At 62.2% G+C, this 13,021-nt stretch carries 14 protein-coding genes and 1 pseudogene; 10 read left to right on the top strand and 5 right to left on the bottom strand.

Annotated features, from left to right (window positions below; all coding sequences use genetic code 11):
• A pseudogene (locus tag NCT32_RS33835) lies at positions 1-245 on the bottom strand (integrase); the annotation flags it as partial.
• A gap of 196 nt (positions 246-441) precedes the next feature.
• On the opposite strand from NCT32_RS33835, the gene NCT32_RS33830 reads away from it, so the two are divergent.
• From NCT32_RS33830 to NCT32_RS33815, 4 genes are all read left to right on the top strand, one after another.
• Entirely contained in the window at positions 442-726 is a 285-nt protein-coding gene (locus NCT32_RS33830) for a CopG family ribbon-helix-helix protein (protein WP_187609694.1), read from the top strand.
• The gene (locus tag NCT32_RS33825; protein WP_250491325.1) at positions 714-1,022 is read left to right on the top strand and encodes a type II toxin-antitoxin system RelE/ParE family toxin; all 309 of its coding nucleotides are present in this window, start codon (positions 714-716) and stop codon (positions 1,020-1,022) included. The genes NCT32_RS33830 and NCT32_RS33825 overlap by 13 nt, the downstream gene beginning before the upstream one ends.
• 708 nt (positions 1,023-1,730) lie before the next feature.
• Complete coding sequence (locus NCT32_RS33820; RefSeq protein ID WP_250491324.1) at positions 1,731-2,480, top strand: hypothetical protein; 750 nt, start codon at positions 1,731-1,733, stop codon at positions 2,478-2,480.
• A 331-nt stretch (positions 2,481-2,811) separates the two neighbouring features.
• On the top strand, positions 2,812-3,372 hold the full coding sequence (locus NCT32_RS33815) for a DUF4337 domain-containing protein (RefSeq protein ID WP_250491323.1): 561 nt from the start codon (positions 2,812-2,814) through the stop codon (positions 3,370-3,372).
• Between the two features lie 6 nt (positions 3,373-3,378).
• Here NCT32_RS33815 and NCT32_RS33810 read toward each other — a convergent pair whose 3' ends face one another.
• From NCT32_RS33810 to NCT32_RS33805, 3 genes are all read right to left on the bottom strand, one after another.
• Positions 3,379-4,011: a histidine phosphatase family protein gene (locus NCT32_RS33810; RefSeq protein ID WP_250491322.1), complete on the bottom strand. Its 633-nt coding sequence runs from the start codon at positions 4,009-4,011 to the stop codon at positions 3,379-3,381.
• 673 nt (positions 4,012-4,684) lie between these two features.
• Positions 4,685-4,813 (bottom strand): hypothetical protein, encoded by a 129-nt coding sequence (locus NCT32_RS37385; protein ID WP_284508615.1) that lies wholly within the window; start codon positions 4,811-4,813, stop codon positions 4,685-4,687.
• Positions 4,810-5,472, bottom strand: coding sequence for a response regulator (locus NCT32_RS33805; protein ID WP_250491321.1), 663 nt, complete (start codon positions 5,470-5,472; stop codon positions 4,810-4,812). The genes NCT32_RS37385 and NCT32_RS33805 overlap by 4 nt, the downstream gene beginning before the upstream one ends.
• 198 nt (positions 5,473-5,670) lie before the next feature.
• Between NCT32_RS33805 and NCT32_RS33800 the strand changes: the two genes are divergently transcribed.
• From NCT32_RS33800 to NCT32_RS33780, 5 genes are all read left to right on the top strand, one after another.
• Positions 5,671-5,952, top strand: coding sequence for a hypothetical protein (locus NCT32_RS33800; protein WP_250491320.1), 282 nt, complete (start codon positions 5,671-5,673; stop codon positions 5,950-5,952).
• Positions 5,953-6,322: 370 nt separating this feature from the next.
• Positions 6,323-7,525, top strand: a complete 1,203-nt coding sequence (hpnI, locus tag NCT32_RS33795) for a bacteriohopanetetrol glucosamine biosynthesis glycosyltransferase HpnI (RefSeq protein ID WP_250491319.1) — start codon at positions 6,323-6,325, stop codon at positions 7,523-7,525.
• A gap of 22 nt (positions 7,526-7,547) precedes the next feature.
• Positions 7,548-8,972 carry a hopanoid biosynthesis associated radical SAM protein HpnJ gene (gene hpnJ / locus NCT32_RS33790; protein ID WP_250491318.1) on the top strand — a complete coding sequence of 475 codons (1,425 nt, stop codon included), beginning with the start codon at positions 7,548-7,550 and terminating at the stop codon, positions 8,970-8,972.
• Between the two features lie 4 nt (positions 8,973-8,976).
• Positions 8,977-9,810: a hopanoid biosynthesis-associated protein HpnK gene (gene hpnK, locus NCT32_RS33785; RefSeq protein WP_250491317.1), complete on the top strand. Its 834-nt coding sequence runs from the start codon at positions 8,977-8,979 to the stop codon at positions 9,808-9,810.
• A complete protein-coding gene (locus NCT32_RS33780) occupies positions 9,807-10,805 on the top strand; it encodes a lysylphosphatidylglycerol synthase domain-containing protein (RefSeq protein WP_250491316.1) in 999 nt (332 codons plus the stop codon). The genes hpnK and NCT32_RS33780 overlap by 4 nt, the downstream gene beginning before the upstream one ends.
• A gap of 320 nt (positions 10,806-11,125) precedes the next feature.
• On the opposite strand, the gene NCT32_RS33770 is transcribed toward NCT32_RS33780, so the two are convergent.
• Complete coding sequence (locus tag NCT32_RS33770) at positions 11,126-11,878, bottom strand: S1C family serine protease (protein WP_409241561.1); 753 nt, start codon at positions 11,876-11,878, stop codon at positions 11,126-11,128.
• A gap of 123 nt (positions 11,879-12,001) precedes the next feature.
• Between NCT32_RS33770 and NCT32_RS33765 the strand changes: the two genes are divergently transcribed.
• A complete protein-coding gene (locus NCT32_RS33765) occupies positions 12,002-12,394 on the top strand; it encodes a hypothetical protein (RefSeq protein ID WP_250491315.1) in 393 nt (130 codons plus the stop codon).
• Positions 12,395-13,021 lie beyond the last annotated feature (627 nt).

Genomic DNA, 13,021 nt, shown 5'->3' with positions numbered 1-13,021 from the left:
TTGCCCATCTCGACGACCGACCAGAGCAGGAGCCGTTCGGCTTCCTTGCGGTAATTCTCGAAGGTGGTTTTCGTGTCCACAAAGCGTGACAGCCATGCGCGGATCGCATCGAGGTCGTGATCGGCGGCAATCTGGGGGCGCCCCGTGACGGCCCGATTCAGCCCCGCGGAGCCGTCAAGCTCGGCTGGAACGACGAGCGTTTCGAGGGGTGTCGGCTGCAAGGCGGGCGGCGGGGAAGCAGGCACAGCGGGCTTTGACGTCACGTTTGTTTCTGCGGCGAATTAGAACAGATTAATCGACATTATAAGCGGAACGTCAGATCAAAAAAGGTCGCAGAATCAACGAGATAATAGAATGCTCGCGTCCGATTTAGAAGTTCGGCTTGCAATCTAGAAGCGCCCCTGTAAGATGTAGCACATCTGTAGCACACCGAGGGCTGTCATGTCGACCACCACGCTTCGCCTGCCACCGGATCTTCGCGATCGTATCTCTCGCCTCGCCGAGCAGTCGGGGACCACGGCACACAGTTTTATGCTCGACGCCATCGCGGAACGGGTAGCGAACGAGGAATTGCGCCAAGCGCTGTTCGATCAGGGAAGCACGCGCTTCGCGAACATGCTCGAGACGGGTGCCGGGCTCGACTGGACAGAGATGCGTGAGTTTTTGCGCGAACGCGCAGCAGGCGGCTCGCCACAAATGCCCAAGGTAAGGCGATGGCGCGAGTAATCCTGGCGCAGGAAATTGGAGACGACTTCGATCGGATATTCGAGTTTCTTTTCGAACACACGCCCGAGCGTGCGGCAGAGCGCATCGCCGACATCGTGTCCGCCCTCGACATTCTCCAGTCAAGTCCAATGATCGGCAGGCCGGTCGACAACCACCCAGGCATGCGCGAATTGGTCATTTCAAATGGAGCGCATGGGTATCTGGCGCTGTATCGGTTTTTGCCTGAGTTTGACGCGGTTTTCGTCCTAGCGATTCGAAGTCAGCGCGAACTACGCTACCGACGAGAAGCTCCTTGAGCGTTGTCGCTGATTCGTTGACGTTCAATCCAGCACGACGCATCCGTTGCGCAGCGAGGGACGCGAATTGGTCAACCCAACTCGATCGCTATAAGACCGCGACGTATGCAGAACGACTATTCAATTGATGCCTCAGCTAACCATGACAAGCTGCTGCAGTTCTTGAGTGGAGTCGGTACCTGCAAGGAGGGTTGAGATAAGGCACCCGGCCGAAAATCCGCTCGCACCGATTTCGTAACTTCTTGGCAATCATGCCTCGCTGTTCCGATCTTTAGTGGACGGCAACCTCTATGCTGGGCAGTGCGAGATGCTCAGGTGCATGGAGGAGACGCGTTTGGAGCAAATTTGACATGTCGGTAAAGCACGGAAAAGCGTCATCGCTGCTGCGGTGAACCGGCACGACCGCGACGGATTTGACTTCCTAGTCGACTGCGTCATTAATTTGGCACGGGTCGATCCGGCGTGAAGGATCGTCGTACTTCGCCAGCCGGCGGTCGATGCCTCATTTCGATTGCTGATTGTGAACGGCGGGCCGTGGCTGACAGCGTTGCAGACGTCGTTGGACACTTCCCTGACCGTATTCGAGTCCGCGTTTTCCACTTTGATGTCGAGGGAGGGACCATTCCGACATCCGTCAGGTACGCCGCCAACCGGCCGGTACGCTGTTTCCTCGCGTGCCGGGCCCGAAATCGTCGGGCGCGTGTCGCGGTGGTCATTGCCCATGTCTCGGGCTTCAAGGCGGGCGATCTTGTCGGAGTCGGGTGCATCGACCTTGCGAGCGGCACGCCTGGGTCTGTCGATATTAGCCCGTATTGCCAGTTTTTTGGAGGCGGCGATAACCTTCGCTCACGACTCGGACGGCAGGGGTTTGTCTGTGGCGATGACGTTTCCGAGATAAGCCCCGTGAGCCGAACCTGCGAAAACGCCGATTTCCAATTGATTCGACCGTTGGCTCATATCCACCCACACGTAAACAAGGTTTTGATGAGATATGCCGCTGCGTCATGCATTCTCGCTCTCTCCATGTGGCTGGTCGGAGCGTCAGCCGCGCCGCTGAACAAACAGCCGAACTCGCAGGCGATTGCTTTTGTTGTTGCGGTGGCAACGAGCGATCTGCGCAGTGCCAGGGGAGGAGGCGAACATGTGTTTGCTTATGCTCCGGACGAGAGTGAGGCAACGTTGTCTTCGGCCATAAAGGACTGGTTGTCGCACGGGGACAAGCCGAGATTGAGACTTGCGCCTGCCGACCAGGCAACCATCTTCGCATTCCACTGGGCGGCGACGCGGATGCCGGCGCAGTCGCGGTGCTTCATGGACATCGATAGCGAGGAATGCCAGCAGGATCTTGGTTACTGGCTAGCTCGGGTGCGAGATGGCGATCCGGAGTTCGTCTCAGCTTATCGGCAGGCGCAGATGCGGTTGAGCCTGCCCCCGCTAGCTACCCAAAGGCACGACTGACCGTCGAGCGCGCTCACGGCGAACACCGCCCGGTACGCGAGCGAGCTTGGTGGGCGAGCGGCGGGCGTCGGACTGCGGCACTGACCAAGAGAATCAGCTCGTTGAATCAGCCCGGCTTGCCATCGTCTGGTTCGCGAGGCTAGCGCCTGAGGTTAATGGTCGATCATGGTCTATTAGTTTAGCGGCCGTTAGCCTGACCGCCGCCCAACCGTTCGGCGCTGTGGGTCTGCGCCGGGCAATGCGTTAATCGCATTCCGAATGAGGCGCTGCGATAAGATCGCGAGTTCCGCAACTATGAGCGTCGCGTCTGTGACGTCTACATCGAATCATCATGTCCCACGAACATGCACCTCATGACCATCTGGTCGAACACGCGGCTCATGCAGGCGATCCGCTGTCGCGCTGGGTAGCAGTCTTCACAGCTATTCTCGCGGCGTTGTCGGGGCTGCTTCACTACGAGGAAGGCGTTTTGCAGACGCAGGCGCTGATTTTTAAGAATGACGCCGTCCTGCTGCAGAGCAAGGCGAGCGACCAGTGGAGCTACTACCAGGCGCAATCGAGCAAAGGCCACCTCATGGAGTTGGCAGCCGAGCTGGCTCCGCCGGGGCGGCAACCGTTCTACCGGGATCAGATCGCCAAGTATGAGGACCGAAAGAAGGAAATAGCAGCCAAAGCCCGCGAGTTGGAAAAAGAGGTGGAAGGCGCGAATCTCCGGTCGGAGGTCAAGGAGCACCCGCAGCATCTGTTCGGGCAGGCGCTCGCTTGGCTCAGCGTGGCAATTTCACTGGCGGCCATCACTTCACTGACGGGAAGTCGGAAACTCTTCTGGCTTGCGGGGCTCATGGGCGCAGCCGGACTGGGCGTGTCAATCTTCGCCTTCCTTCACCTTTGAGCGACCTCAGGGCGCGGGACAGGCGGTAGGTTTGTCATTTAATCCTTCCTGTTCGACGGTGAATGACACGAACGAAGTTCCGGCGCGACGGGTGATTCGCAAGACGTAGATGCTGTCGAAATCTGCGCTTGCCCATTTCGGCACACTTGCAGCATCTCCGCCGTAACGTTTGACAATGCGCCGTGCCGTCTCTTCGACAATCGCGTGCTCCCACGCGACCACCACAACACTACTTCGATAGTTGCTGGACAGCAGGGCGTCGGCGAGCTTGTCGGCGTTCTTGAACCCGATGGATGCATCGACGGGCAAGCCAAAATAAATCGCCGTGGGCTCGATGGTTGCAAGCGGGCGGACGTAGTCATACTTGGTCCCACGGTCGTTCTTTTGTTTCGCGGGATCGGGCGCGAAAATGGCGTCCGGCCGGCCAAACTTCTTTTCGATGACTCGTGGCAAGGCGAGGGCCCGATTCAGTCCCTGGCAGGAGAGTTGCCCGAGTCCTTCGTCAGGCTTCTCGCCGTGTCGGACCATCACAATGGTCTGCGTGGTTTCCCCGGCAGCGTAGGCGCCCAATGGTGCAACGCATCCCGCACCGGCGACAGCAATTGTCGCGACTGCGGATGCAACGTGTCGAGCGTTCATTTATCGTGACGGCACATTATCGAATGTGCTTCATTCTAACAAGCGAGGCCGGCCTTATAGGGCTCTACCCAGCAGCGTGAGCGAAGAGCTGTAGATCTCGGGTGCGACGATAGGATGCTTTGTACGGACGTTGAGGCCTCGTCGGTTCAACATGGGAAAAAGCAGAAACAAGAGTCGCGGCGGCTCGGGTAGCTAGGACTGAGAAGAGCATCGCGATCCAGGAAGCCAAAACCCTGAAAAGGTAACGGTCGGGGGCGCCCAGCGGAGTAATGAGCGCTAGGCGACCCAGCTAGGACAGTAAAGTTAATTTCCGGGTCGTCTTCTTAGTGGATCCGACATCGACCGAAGCGTTCTCGGAACCGGATGTGCGCTCGACTTAGACCTGCGTACCGGACAGTGTCTGTGATTGTCTCTGCCCGATTCGATGCTTCTGTGCCGACCACAACCTAATCAACGACGCACGTCGTCTTGGCGACTTCAGGTTCTTCCGCTGTCGGGCCGACGAATCCTCATAGTTTCCATCCCGCCTAGATACCGCAGACTCGGACCGGTCCGTCAACCTCGCACGTCCCTCTCGTTCCGTTGCTATTGCTGGCTTCGAAAGAGGGAATATTTCAATCCGGACGGGAGTATATCGTCTCAGTAGTGCGCAATCTTTCCGCGCATCCGGCTTTTAGCCGATCTGCACATAGTCCATAGCTATGTCGCCCGGAGCGGCGTCACGCCTCGCATCGTGTGCGTCGTGCGCCACGCCGAGGCCACAAATGAGCCATCCGAGCAGCCAGCGGCGAATGGATGTCATCCGATCCTCTTCAGTCGATAACCCACGCCGCGCACCGTCACGATTTCTTCCGCGCCGATCTTGCGCCGCAAACTGTGCACATGGACCTCGATTGCGTTGCTGCCCACTTCCTCGCCCCAGCCATACAACTTCTCTTCCAGATCTGAGCGCCGAAACACCCGCGACGGCTCCTCGAGCAGCGCCCGCAGTAACGCGAACTCGCGCGGCACGAGATTGAGAACGACGCCGTTCTTGGTTGCTTCGTGCGCGGCGGGATCGAGGCTCAGTTCGCCATGCGAATACACCGGATGCTTTTGACCCGTGCGGCGTCCCAGCAGCGCGCGCACGTGTGCGGCAAGCTCGTCGAGGTCGAAGGGCTTCATGAGGTAGTCGTCCGCGCCAGCATCAAGTCCGCGAATGCGGTCATCGACGGCATCGCGCGTGGTCAGGATCATCACGGGCGCATCGCCGCCGTTCTTGCGATAGGCGCCGAGCACGCCGAGACCGTCGCGCCTGAGCAATGCCAGATCCAGCAGCACGAGGTCGTACACGCCGTTGGCGAGCGAAAGTTCCGCGGCCCGGCCGTCCTGCGCCCAGTCCATGGTGTAACCCGCGCGACGCAATGCGGCGAGCACGGTCTCCGCGATCATCTCGTCGCCTTCCACCAATAACAGGCGCATGCGCTTCTCTCCAGGCTCGAACAATGCCCGCCGATTCTCCGGTCTGCATGCTTAAGCCGCGCTTAAGTTATGCGCGCCGCCGAACATTGAGGCTTCCCTGCAGGCGTTGCGCGCCTCGTGCTTAAGCATTGCATAAGCTTCGTCCCCGCACTGTACGTCGAGCGTGCCGATTCGCGGCCGTGCGGCCCGGAGGTGCCGATGCGATCGTCCACTCTCGTTTCCCTGCGCGCGAATGCGGTGCTGATCGCGCTGTGCGTCGCAGCTTCGGATGCGGCGTGGCTCACGGTGTGCGGCTGCACCGGTCACGTGTATGCGCTGGAACACACCGCCGTGCGCCTCGCGACGATCGTGAGCGCATTGGGCATCGTGATCGTCGTGCGGCGCATCGCAAAGCTCGCATTCGATGCCGCTTGTATCGCGCATCCCGTCGCATGGGCCGCCGATGAACTGGTCATCGACGGAACCTGTTCCGGCGACTGACTCGTACAACTTCATGCAGAACTTCATCCCGCCGGCTCCCGGCTGAGCGCCGCGCAAAGTTGTCCGCGCGCGGCGAAGTCCTCTAGAGTGCCACGCGGTCGGGCGTGACTCGGAGATCGCCCAATCCTCTTCGCCCGGCCTCTTCGCCGGGCTTTTTTCGTCCGGGACGATGCGACGATGTGCCGAGGCGATCATACATACGCCTTTCACGCGCATTTCGATGTTCATTCGTGCGCTTACCTAAGCTTCTCTTAAGGTTCGGGGAGGCAGCCTTCCGGTTCGCGACACGCATTCGAATCACCGCGATGTGGAAGGCAACTGTGGAGATGCTCATGCCGGGGTTCATGTGCTACATCTGGACGCGTCATTCATGACCGCGCATTCGGTTCCGTTGTTCGTATGGGTCGTCATCGCATTATGCTGTGCCGCGACGTGTCACGCGACGCTCGCCGCGCTGGTGTTCCCTGGCTTGCGCGGCAAAGCCCGCGTTTGGCGCGGCGAAGATGCGCCCGCTCCCGTCAGCGTCCTGAAGCCGCTATGCGGCAGCGAACCGCGCCTGTACTCCAACCTCCAAACCTTCTGCGCGCAGACGCATCCGTCATATCAACTGCTGTTCGGCGTCGCGAGCGCATCCGACCCGGCGGCGGGCGTCGTGGAGCGGCTTGCGCGCACCTTTCCGAAGCTCGACATCGAGCTCGTGATCGACGGTACGGCGCACGGCAGCAACCGCAAGGTCGGCAACCTGATCAACCTCACCAGACGCGCGAAGCATGAACTCATCGTGATCGCGGATACCGACATCGCCGTCGAGCCGGACTATCTCGAGCGCGTGACTGCGCCGCTCGCCGATGCGGACATCGGCGTCGTCACGTGCCTGTATCGCGCACGGCGCGTGGGCGGTTTCTGGTCGCGCATCGGCGGGCTTTTCATCGACGAATGGTTCGCGCCTTCGGTGCATGTGGCCAACGCGCTCGGTCAGCGACGCTTCGGCTTCGGCGCGACGATCGCGCTCAGGCGCGAAACGCTCCTGAAAAGCGGCGGCTTCGAAGCCGTGCGCGACTGCCTCGCGGACGATTACTGGCTCGCGGAGCACGCGCGCGCGCTCGGCTTGCGCACGGTGCTGTCCGACGTGGTCGTCGCCACCGATGTGATCGAGCACGATCTGGCGTCGCTCTGGCGCCGCGAAACGCGCTGGCTGCGCACCATCCGCTCGGTCAACCCGTTCGGCTTCGCGTGCCTGTGCATCACGTTCACCACGCCCTGGCTCCTGACGAGCGCATTGCTCGGACTCGGCTTCGAGCACGGCACCGACGCCGCGCAAAGCATCGCGGACACCATCGTCGATCTGAGCACCTCGCTCGGCCTGTCCGCGCGGCTTCTGCTGCACAGGCGCGGCGCACGCTCGTGGCGTGCGTTCTGGCGCGACCTTCCGCTCATTCCGTTGCGCGACCTGCTGATGTGGCTGCAGTGGCTCGCCGCATCGTTCGGATCGAGCGTCGTGTGGCGCGGCGTGCGCATCCCGCTCGACGACGCACACGAGCGCTACGACGCCAACGCCTCCGACACTCAATGACGCATTCACCGGACCTCGCATCATGAAGCACACGCTCTTTCTCCAGGCGCCCTCTTTCGACGGCTTCGACGGCGGCGCCGGCTCGCGCTATCAGGCAAAGCGCGAAATCCGTTCGTTCTGGTATCCGACGTGGCTCGCGCAGCCTGCCGCGCTCGTGCCCGGCTCGCGCGTGCTCGATGCACCCGCCGACGGTCTGTCCGTCGAAGCGACGCTCGATATCGCCGCGCAGCACGAACTCGTGATCCTCCATACGAGCACGCCTTCGTTTCCCACCGATGCCCTGTTCGCCGAAAAGCTGAAGGCGCGCGCGCCGGGCGTCATGATCGGCATGGTGGGCGCGAAGGTGGCCGTCGATCCGCACAATTCGCTCGCCGCGACCAAGGCGATCGACTTCGTGTGCCGCGAGGAATTCGATTTCACGTGCAGGGAGATCGCCGAGGGCCGCGCGTTCGCCGATATCAAAGGACTCAGCTATCGCCTCCCCGATGGCTCGATCCAACACAACGAAGCGCGCCCGATCCTCGAAAACATGGACGAGCTGCCGTTCGTCGCGCCGGTCTACAAGCGCGATCTCAGGATCGACAACTACTTCATCGGCTATCTGAAGCATCCGTATGTGTCGATCTACACCGGACGCGGCTGCCGTTCGCGCTGCACGTTCTGCCTGTGGCCACAGACAGTGGGCGGACATCGCTATCGCGTGCGCTCGGTCGAGAACGTGCTCGAGGAAGTGAAGTGGATTCGCGACAACATGCCGGAAGTGAAGGAGATCATGTTCGACGACGACACCTTCACCGACTTCAGGCCGCGCGTCGAAGAGATTGCGCGCGGGCTCGGCAGGCTCGGCGTCACGTGGTCGTGCAACGCGAAGGCGAACGTGCCTTATTCGACGCTCAAGATCATGAAGGACAACGGCTTGCGGCTTCTGCTCGTGGGCTATGAATCCGGCGACGATCAAATCCTCCTGAACATCAAGAAGGGCCTGCGCACGGATATCGCCCGGCGCTTCGCCGACGATTGCCGCAAGCTCGGCATCAAGGTGCATGGCACGTTCATCCTCGGCTTGCCGGGCGAAACTAAGGAGACGATCGAAAAAACCATTCGATACGCGAAGGAGATCAACCCGCTTACGATCCAGGTCTCGCTCGCGGCGCCCTATCCCGGCACGACGCTCTACGCGCAGGCCGTGGAGAACGGCTGGCTCGCGGAGAACAAGGTCATCAATCTCGTGAGCAAGGAAGGCGTGCAGCTCGCCGCGATCGGCTATCCGCATCTGTCGCGCGAGGAGATCTATCACGGTCTCGAACGCTTCTACAAACGCTTCTATTTCCGCCCGTCGAAGATCTGGGAGATCGTGCGCGAGATGCTCACGAGCTGGGAGATGATGACGCGGCGCCTGCGCGAAGGCGTCGAGTTCTTCCGCTTTTTGCGCGCGCACGAGGCGTGATGCCGTGCGTGGGGTCATCGTCACCGCCGACGACTTCGGGCTGCACGAACGCGTGAATCAGGCGGTCGCGCAGGCACATCGCGAGGGCGTGCTCACGTGCGCGAGCCTGATGGTCGGCGCGAGCGCCGCTTACGAAGCCGTGAAAATCGCGCGTGAGCTGCCGGGCTTGTGCGTCGGCTTGCATCTCGTCCTGACCGATGGCGTCGCGTCGCTGCCGCAGTTTTCCATTCCGGATCTCGTCGATGCGCGCGGCTCTTTCGAAGGCTCGATGTTCGAAAACGGCGTGCGCTTCTTCTTTCTGCAAGGCGTGCGGCGGCAGCTCGCAAACGAGATCCATGCGCAATTCAAGGCATTCGCCGCAACCGGCCTCGAACTCGATCATGTCAACGTGCACAAGCATTTTCATCTGCATCCGACGGTGCTCGCGCTGATCCTCGAAATCGGTCCGCAATTCGGCATGCGCGCAATGCGCCTGCCGCGCGAGATGCGCGGATCGCTCGTTCTCAGGCCCTGGGTCGCCTTGATGAAAAAGCGGCTCGACGATGCGGGCATCGCGTATAACGACTGGGTCGCGGGTATCGCCGCGACGGGCCGCATGGATGAAGCCGCGTTGCTCGCATTGCTCGCGAAAGCACCCGACGGCGTGCTCGAAATCTATTGCCATCCCGCGACGAAGGGCGCGCCACTGACGCCATCGATGCGCGACTATCGTCATGCGGACGAACTGGCCGCCTTGTGCTCGCCGCGCGTCGCGCGCGCGATCGAATCGACAGGCGCGATGCACGGCGGCTTCGCGGATGTGTTCGGGCACGCCCGCACGCCGGAGCCGGCCACGTGACGGCCTGGCTCAAACGCATCGCGTGGCTGCGCTGGCCGGCGGCCATCGCGCTGCTGGTCGCGCTTGCGCTGCATGAGGGCATCGCGGACGCGTTCGCGCTCATCGCGCACACGGGACCGGTTCTCGTGTGGCTCGTGCCGCTGCACGCGCTGCCGTTGCTGCTCGATGCGCGCGCATGGCAGTTGCTGCTCGACAAGCGCATCGACGTGAGCGCGCTGTGGTGGATCGCGGTCGTGCGCGAAGCCGTCGGACGCCTGTTGCCGGTGCGCGGCATCGGCGGCGAGCTCGCGGGCATCCGGCTCGGCACGCGTTATCTGCCGGACGTGAGCCGCGTGAGCGCATCCGTGATCGTCGAAATGCTCGTGACGATCGCGGTGCAATACGCGCTTGCGGTGCTCGGCCTCTTCCTGCTGCACTTCCATGCCAGCGCTTCGGGCAGCGGCATCGGCAACGTGATCGGCGCGGGTCTGATCGCATCGTCGCCGATCTGCGTGGCGGCGTTCGTCGTCGCGCACAGGGGCGCGCCGTTTCATCGTCTCGAAGCGATGGCGCGGCGCTGGCTCGACCCTGCTCACGCGCTCGCCGCAAAGCTCGACGGCAAGCGCCTCGACCGCGATATCGGCGCGTTGTTGCGGCGCGTGCCGCTGCTCGCACGCGCGTTCGCGTGGCAGTTCGCCGGATACGTGCTCGGCGCAATCGAAGTCTTCGCGGCGTTGGACATGCTCGGCCATCCGGTCTCCGTCGCGGGCGCCATCGCCATCGAAACGCTCACGCAGGCCGTGCGCAATGCGGTGTTCATCGCGCCTGCCGGCCTCGGCGTGCAGGAGGCGACGATCGTCGCAATCGCGTCGGCGTTCGGGATCGATCGACAGGCCGCGCTTTCGTTCGCGTTGCTGCGGCGCGTGCGCGAATTTGTGTGGGGCGGCATCGCGCTCATTCTTCTGCGCGCCGCGGAACCCGGTCGCGTGGAGGCACTCGCACGCGATCGCAGTTAGCGTCGGAGACTTCCGCAAACGCGGATCTTCTGGCGGAGTTGCAATCCGCCAATAGTAGAGCGCACGTGGTGGCGCTTGCCAAGCGATGGCGACGTCGTCGGTTCCGCTGAGACCCGTTCATCGCATGACGCAGATCGAAATGCAGACCTCGCTTCGGCAGGCCCGTTACCTGTCGGAGTTGGGGCGCGAGATCGGCTTTACTGTCGGCGAGGGACCTAGCGCCAGCGTTCCGCGGGCGTCCGCCGGACCCTATGATGTGCGGCTCGGCTATGCGTTGCTGCCGTCGTTCGAGGAGCGGCTCCTTGCGCGCGGGTTTGCCGTCACCGCGCAGGCGCGCGGCTCGGCAGCCATGCTGTCAATGGCCGATCGGGCCTTTTCGTTCCCACCGCGTCAAGCGCCGGAGAACCGGGCGCCACCGAAATCACGAGCGCGCCCGCCGCGCGAGGCAGGCCGAACGCGCCGGCCAGTCCCGGGTCCACGTCCTGCACTTCAATGCCGAGCCAGGTCTTCGATGCCTCTCGCGGTCCGGCCGGCTGCATGCGCGCCTTTGCCGCGTTGATCGGGATGGCGAAGGTCAGGCTCTGGAAGCGCTCCTTTCCGCCATACACCTGCACGTCGATGCCGATCACCTCACCGGCACGATTGAAGAGCGGCCCGCCGGAATTGTCTGGATGGGTCGCGATTTCGGTCTGCAAGAAGGCAAAGGACTCGCCGTCTGCCGCATGGGACGGGGTCGAGCTGACGATGCCTGCCGTGACCGTCGTCTGAACGCGCCTGGGCGACCCGATCGTCAGCACCTGGTCGCCGGGCCGCACCTTTGAAGAGTCTCCGAGCCTGACGGTGGGAAGCCCGGCCGCGTCGATGCGCAGCACCGCGACATCGCTGCCGGCATCGATCGACAGAACTTTCGATTTGAACTCGCGCCGGTCGGTCAGGGTCACGCTGACTTCGTCGGCCTGGTTCACGACATGCGCGGTAGTGACGATGAGGCCGTCGGCGCTCACGATGAACCCGGAGCCCGTGGCGAAGATGACACCGGGAGGATTGGTCCGTTCCTGGAACTGCGGTGCCACGCTCTTAAAGAAAGCGAGGAGTTTGGGTCATCCTCATCGAGGGAGTCGGGGGTCGCCGTTTGCGGCTGATCGTCGGGCGTAGCGGCTCCGATATTCACGACGGCCGGCCCGTAGCGCTCGACGATGGCGGAAAAATCCGGCGTCTCGGTGGCGCTCGCCGCCGGCGCCAATTCTGCCTTCTTTGCGAGCGTCTTTTCCGCCCCCGGTGCCGGTTCTTTGGCAGTCACTGTCGGCACGCCCGATGGAGTTGCCGCAAAGGTCAGGCACGCAATGCCCGAGAACATCGCGATTGTCACCGCGACGCGCAAAAGAAGACGGGCAAGACACTGGCGCAACACGACACACCTCCCGAAGCCCCCGTTGCGCCGGATGAGCGGGCATGCAAGATGGAGCCGGTTAATCTGTACTTTAGTTGATGAGATCGGTGCGTGCCAACTTTCGCGCACGGGCGACGCCGACCGGCGGACCGGTGCCGACGATTCGCTGGAAACCGGGCGCTGTGCAGTCGTTTCGTGACGACATACGTCGGATCGCACTCCAGGTCGCGCCCCGCTTCGGGTACACGCTGCCGGTCGCGCTTAACATAGTCGGCGGTACCGCCTGGTTCGATGTCGCGCCGGGGAAACGGCGCAGCGGGCGGTTCGATACCGGCCTGCAGGTGTGCAAGGCAAGTCTGGATGCGAGGTGCTTCACGGTCGGTCAGCGAGACATGTTCGTTGCCGCGTTCATTAGCAGCGCCGTGTTCGAGCTAACAGATTCATGCGCCAGACGCCTCGTCCTCGACAAGATGACTTTCAGACGCGCGATGCCTTGTCGTGAACTTGCATTCGAATAGGACCACGAACAGCGTGCTGCCCACGGCCGCGGTAAAGAGCACCGAGACGACGGGCGTCAATGTAAGACCGATCGCTTGAGCGCACCTAAGGCCCCAAGCCGTGAACCTGCGCAACTTTAAGTTCCTCTCACTGATCCGGCGTTCAAGCCGTCGATTAAGCGAAGAGAACCGATCTCGTGCGACACGTGTTTCGCCGCCCTTGGTGACAGTGGACACTATCGCAGCTTTTCACTAAGGACTTCGAGTTTCGCGCCGTAAACCAAATAAGCGGCCAGACATTTCCTCGTCGCCTGTCGCCTTACCTTCTG

Origin of the sequence: Caballeronia sp. INML2, assembly GCF_023631365.1 — a bacterium.
GTDB lineage: Bacteria > Pseudomonadota > Gammaproteobacteria > Burkholderiales > Burkholderiaceae > Caballeronia > Caballeronia turbans.
Note: the sequence above shows the minus strand (reverse complement) of the source record. Positions and strands in the feature narration are given on the sequence as shown.

Excerpts from the sequence above, each read along its gene's own strand:
- NCT32_RS33805 (WP_250491321.1), bottom strand. The coding sequence starts at position 5,472 with ATGCGCCTGTTATTGGTGGAAGGCGACGAGATGATCGCGGAGACCGTG.
- NCT32_RS37385 (WP_284508615.1), bottom strand. The coding sequence starts at position 4,813 with ATGACATCCATTCGCCGCTGGCTGCTCGGATGGCTCATTTGTGGCCTC.
- NCT32_RS33830 (WP_187609694.1), top strand. The coding sequence starts at position 442 with ATGTCGACCACCACGCTTCGCCTGCCACCGGATCTTCGCGATCGTATC.
- hpnJ (WP_250491318.1), top strand. The coding sequence starts at position 7,548 with ATGAAGCACACGCTCTTTCTCCAGGCGCCCTCTTTCGACGGCTTCGAC.
- NCT32_RS33810 (WP_250491322.1), bottom strand. The coding sequence starts at position 4,011 with ATGAACGCTCGACACGTTGCATCCGCAGTCGCGACAATTGCTGTCGCC.
- NCT32_RS33800 (WP_250491320.1), top strand. The coding sequence starts at position 5,671 with ATGCGATCGTCCACTCTCGTTTCCCTGCGCGCGAATGCGGTGCTGATC.
- NCT32_RS33825 (WP_250491325.1), top strand. The coding sequence starts at position 714 with ATGGCGCGAGTAATCCTGGCGCAGGAAATTGGAGACGACTTCGATCGG.
- hpnI (WP_250491319.1), top strand. The coding sequence starts at position 6,323 with ATGACCGCGCATTCGGTTCCGTTGTTCGTATGGGTCGTCATCGCATTA.
- NCT32_RS33765 (WP_250491315.1), top strand. The coding sequence starts at position 12,002 with ATGGCGGAAAAATCCGGCGTCTCGGTGGCGCTCGCCGCCGGCGCCAAT.
- NCT32_RS33815 (WP_250491323.1), top strand. The coding sequence starts at position 2,812 with ATGTCCCACGAACATGCACCTCATGACCATCTGGTCGAACACGCGGCT.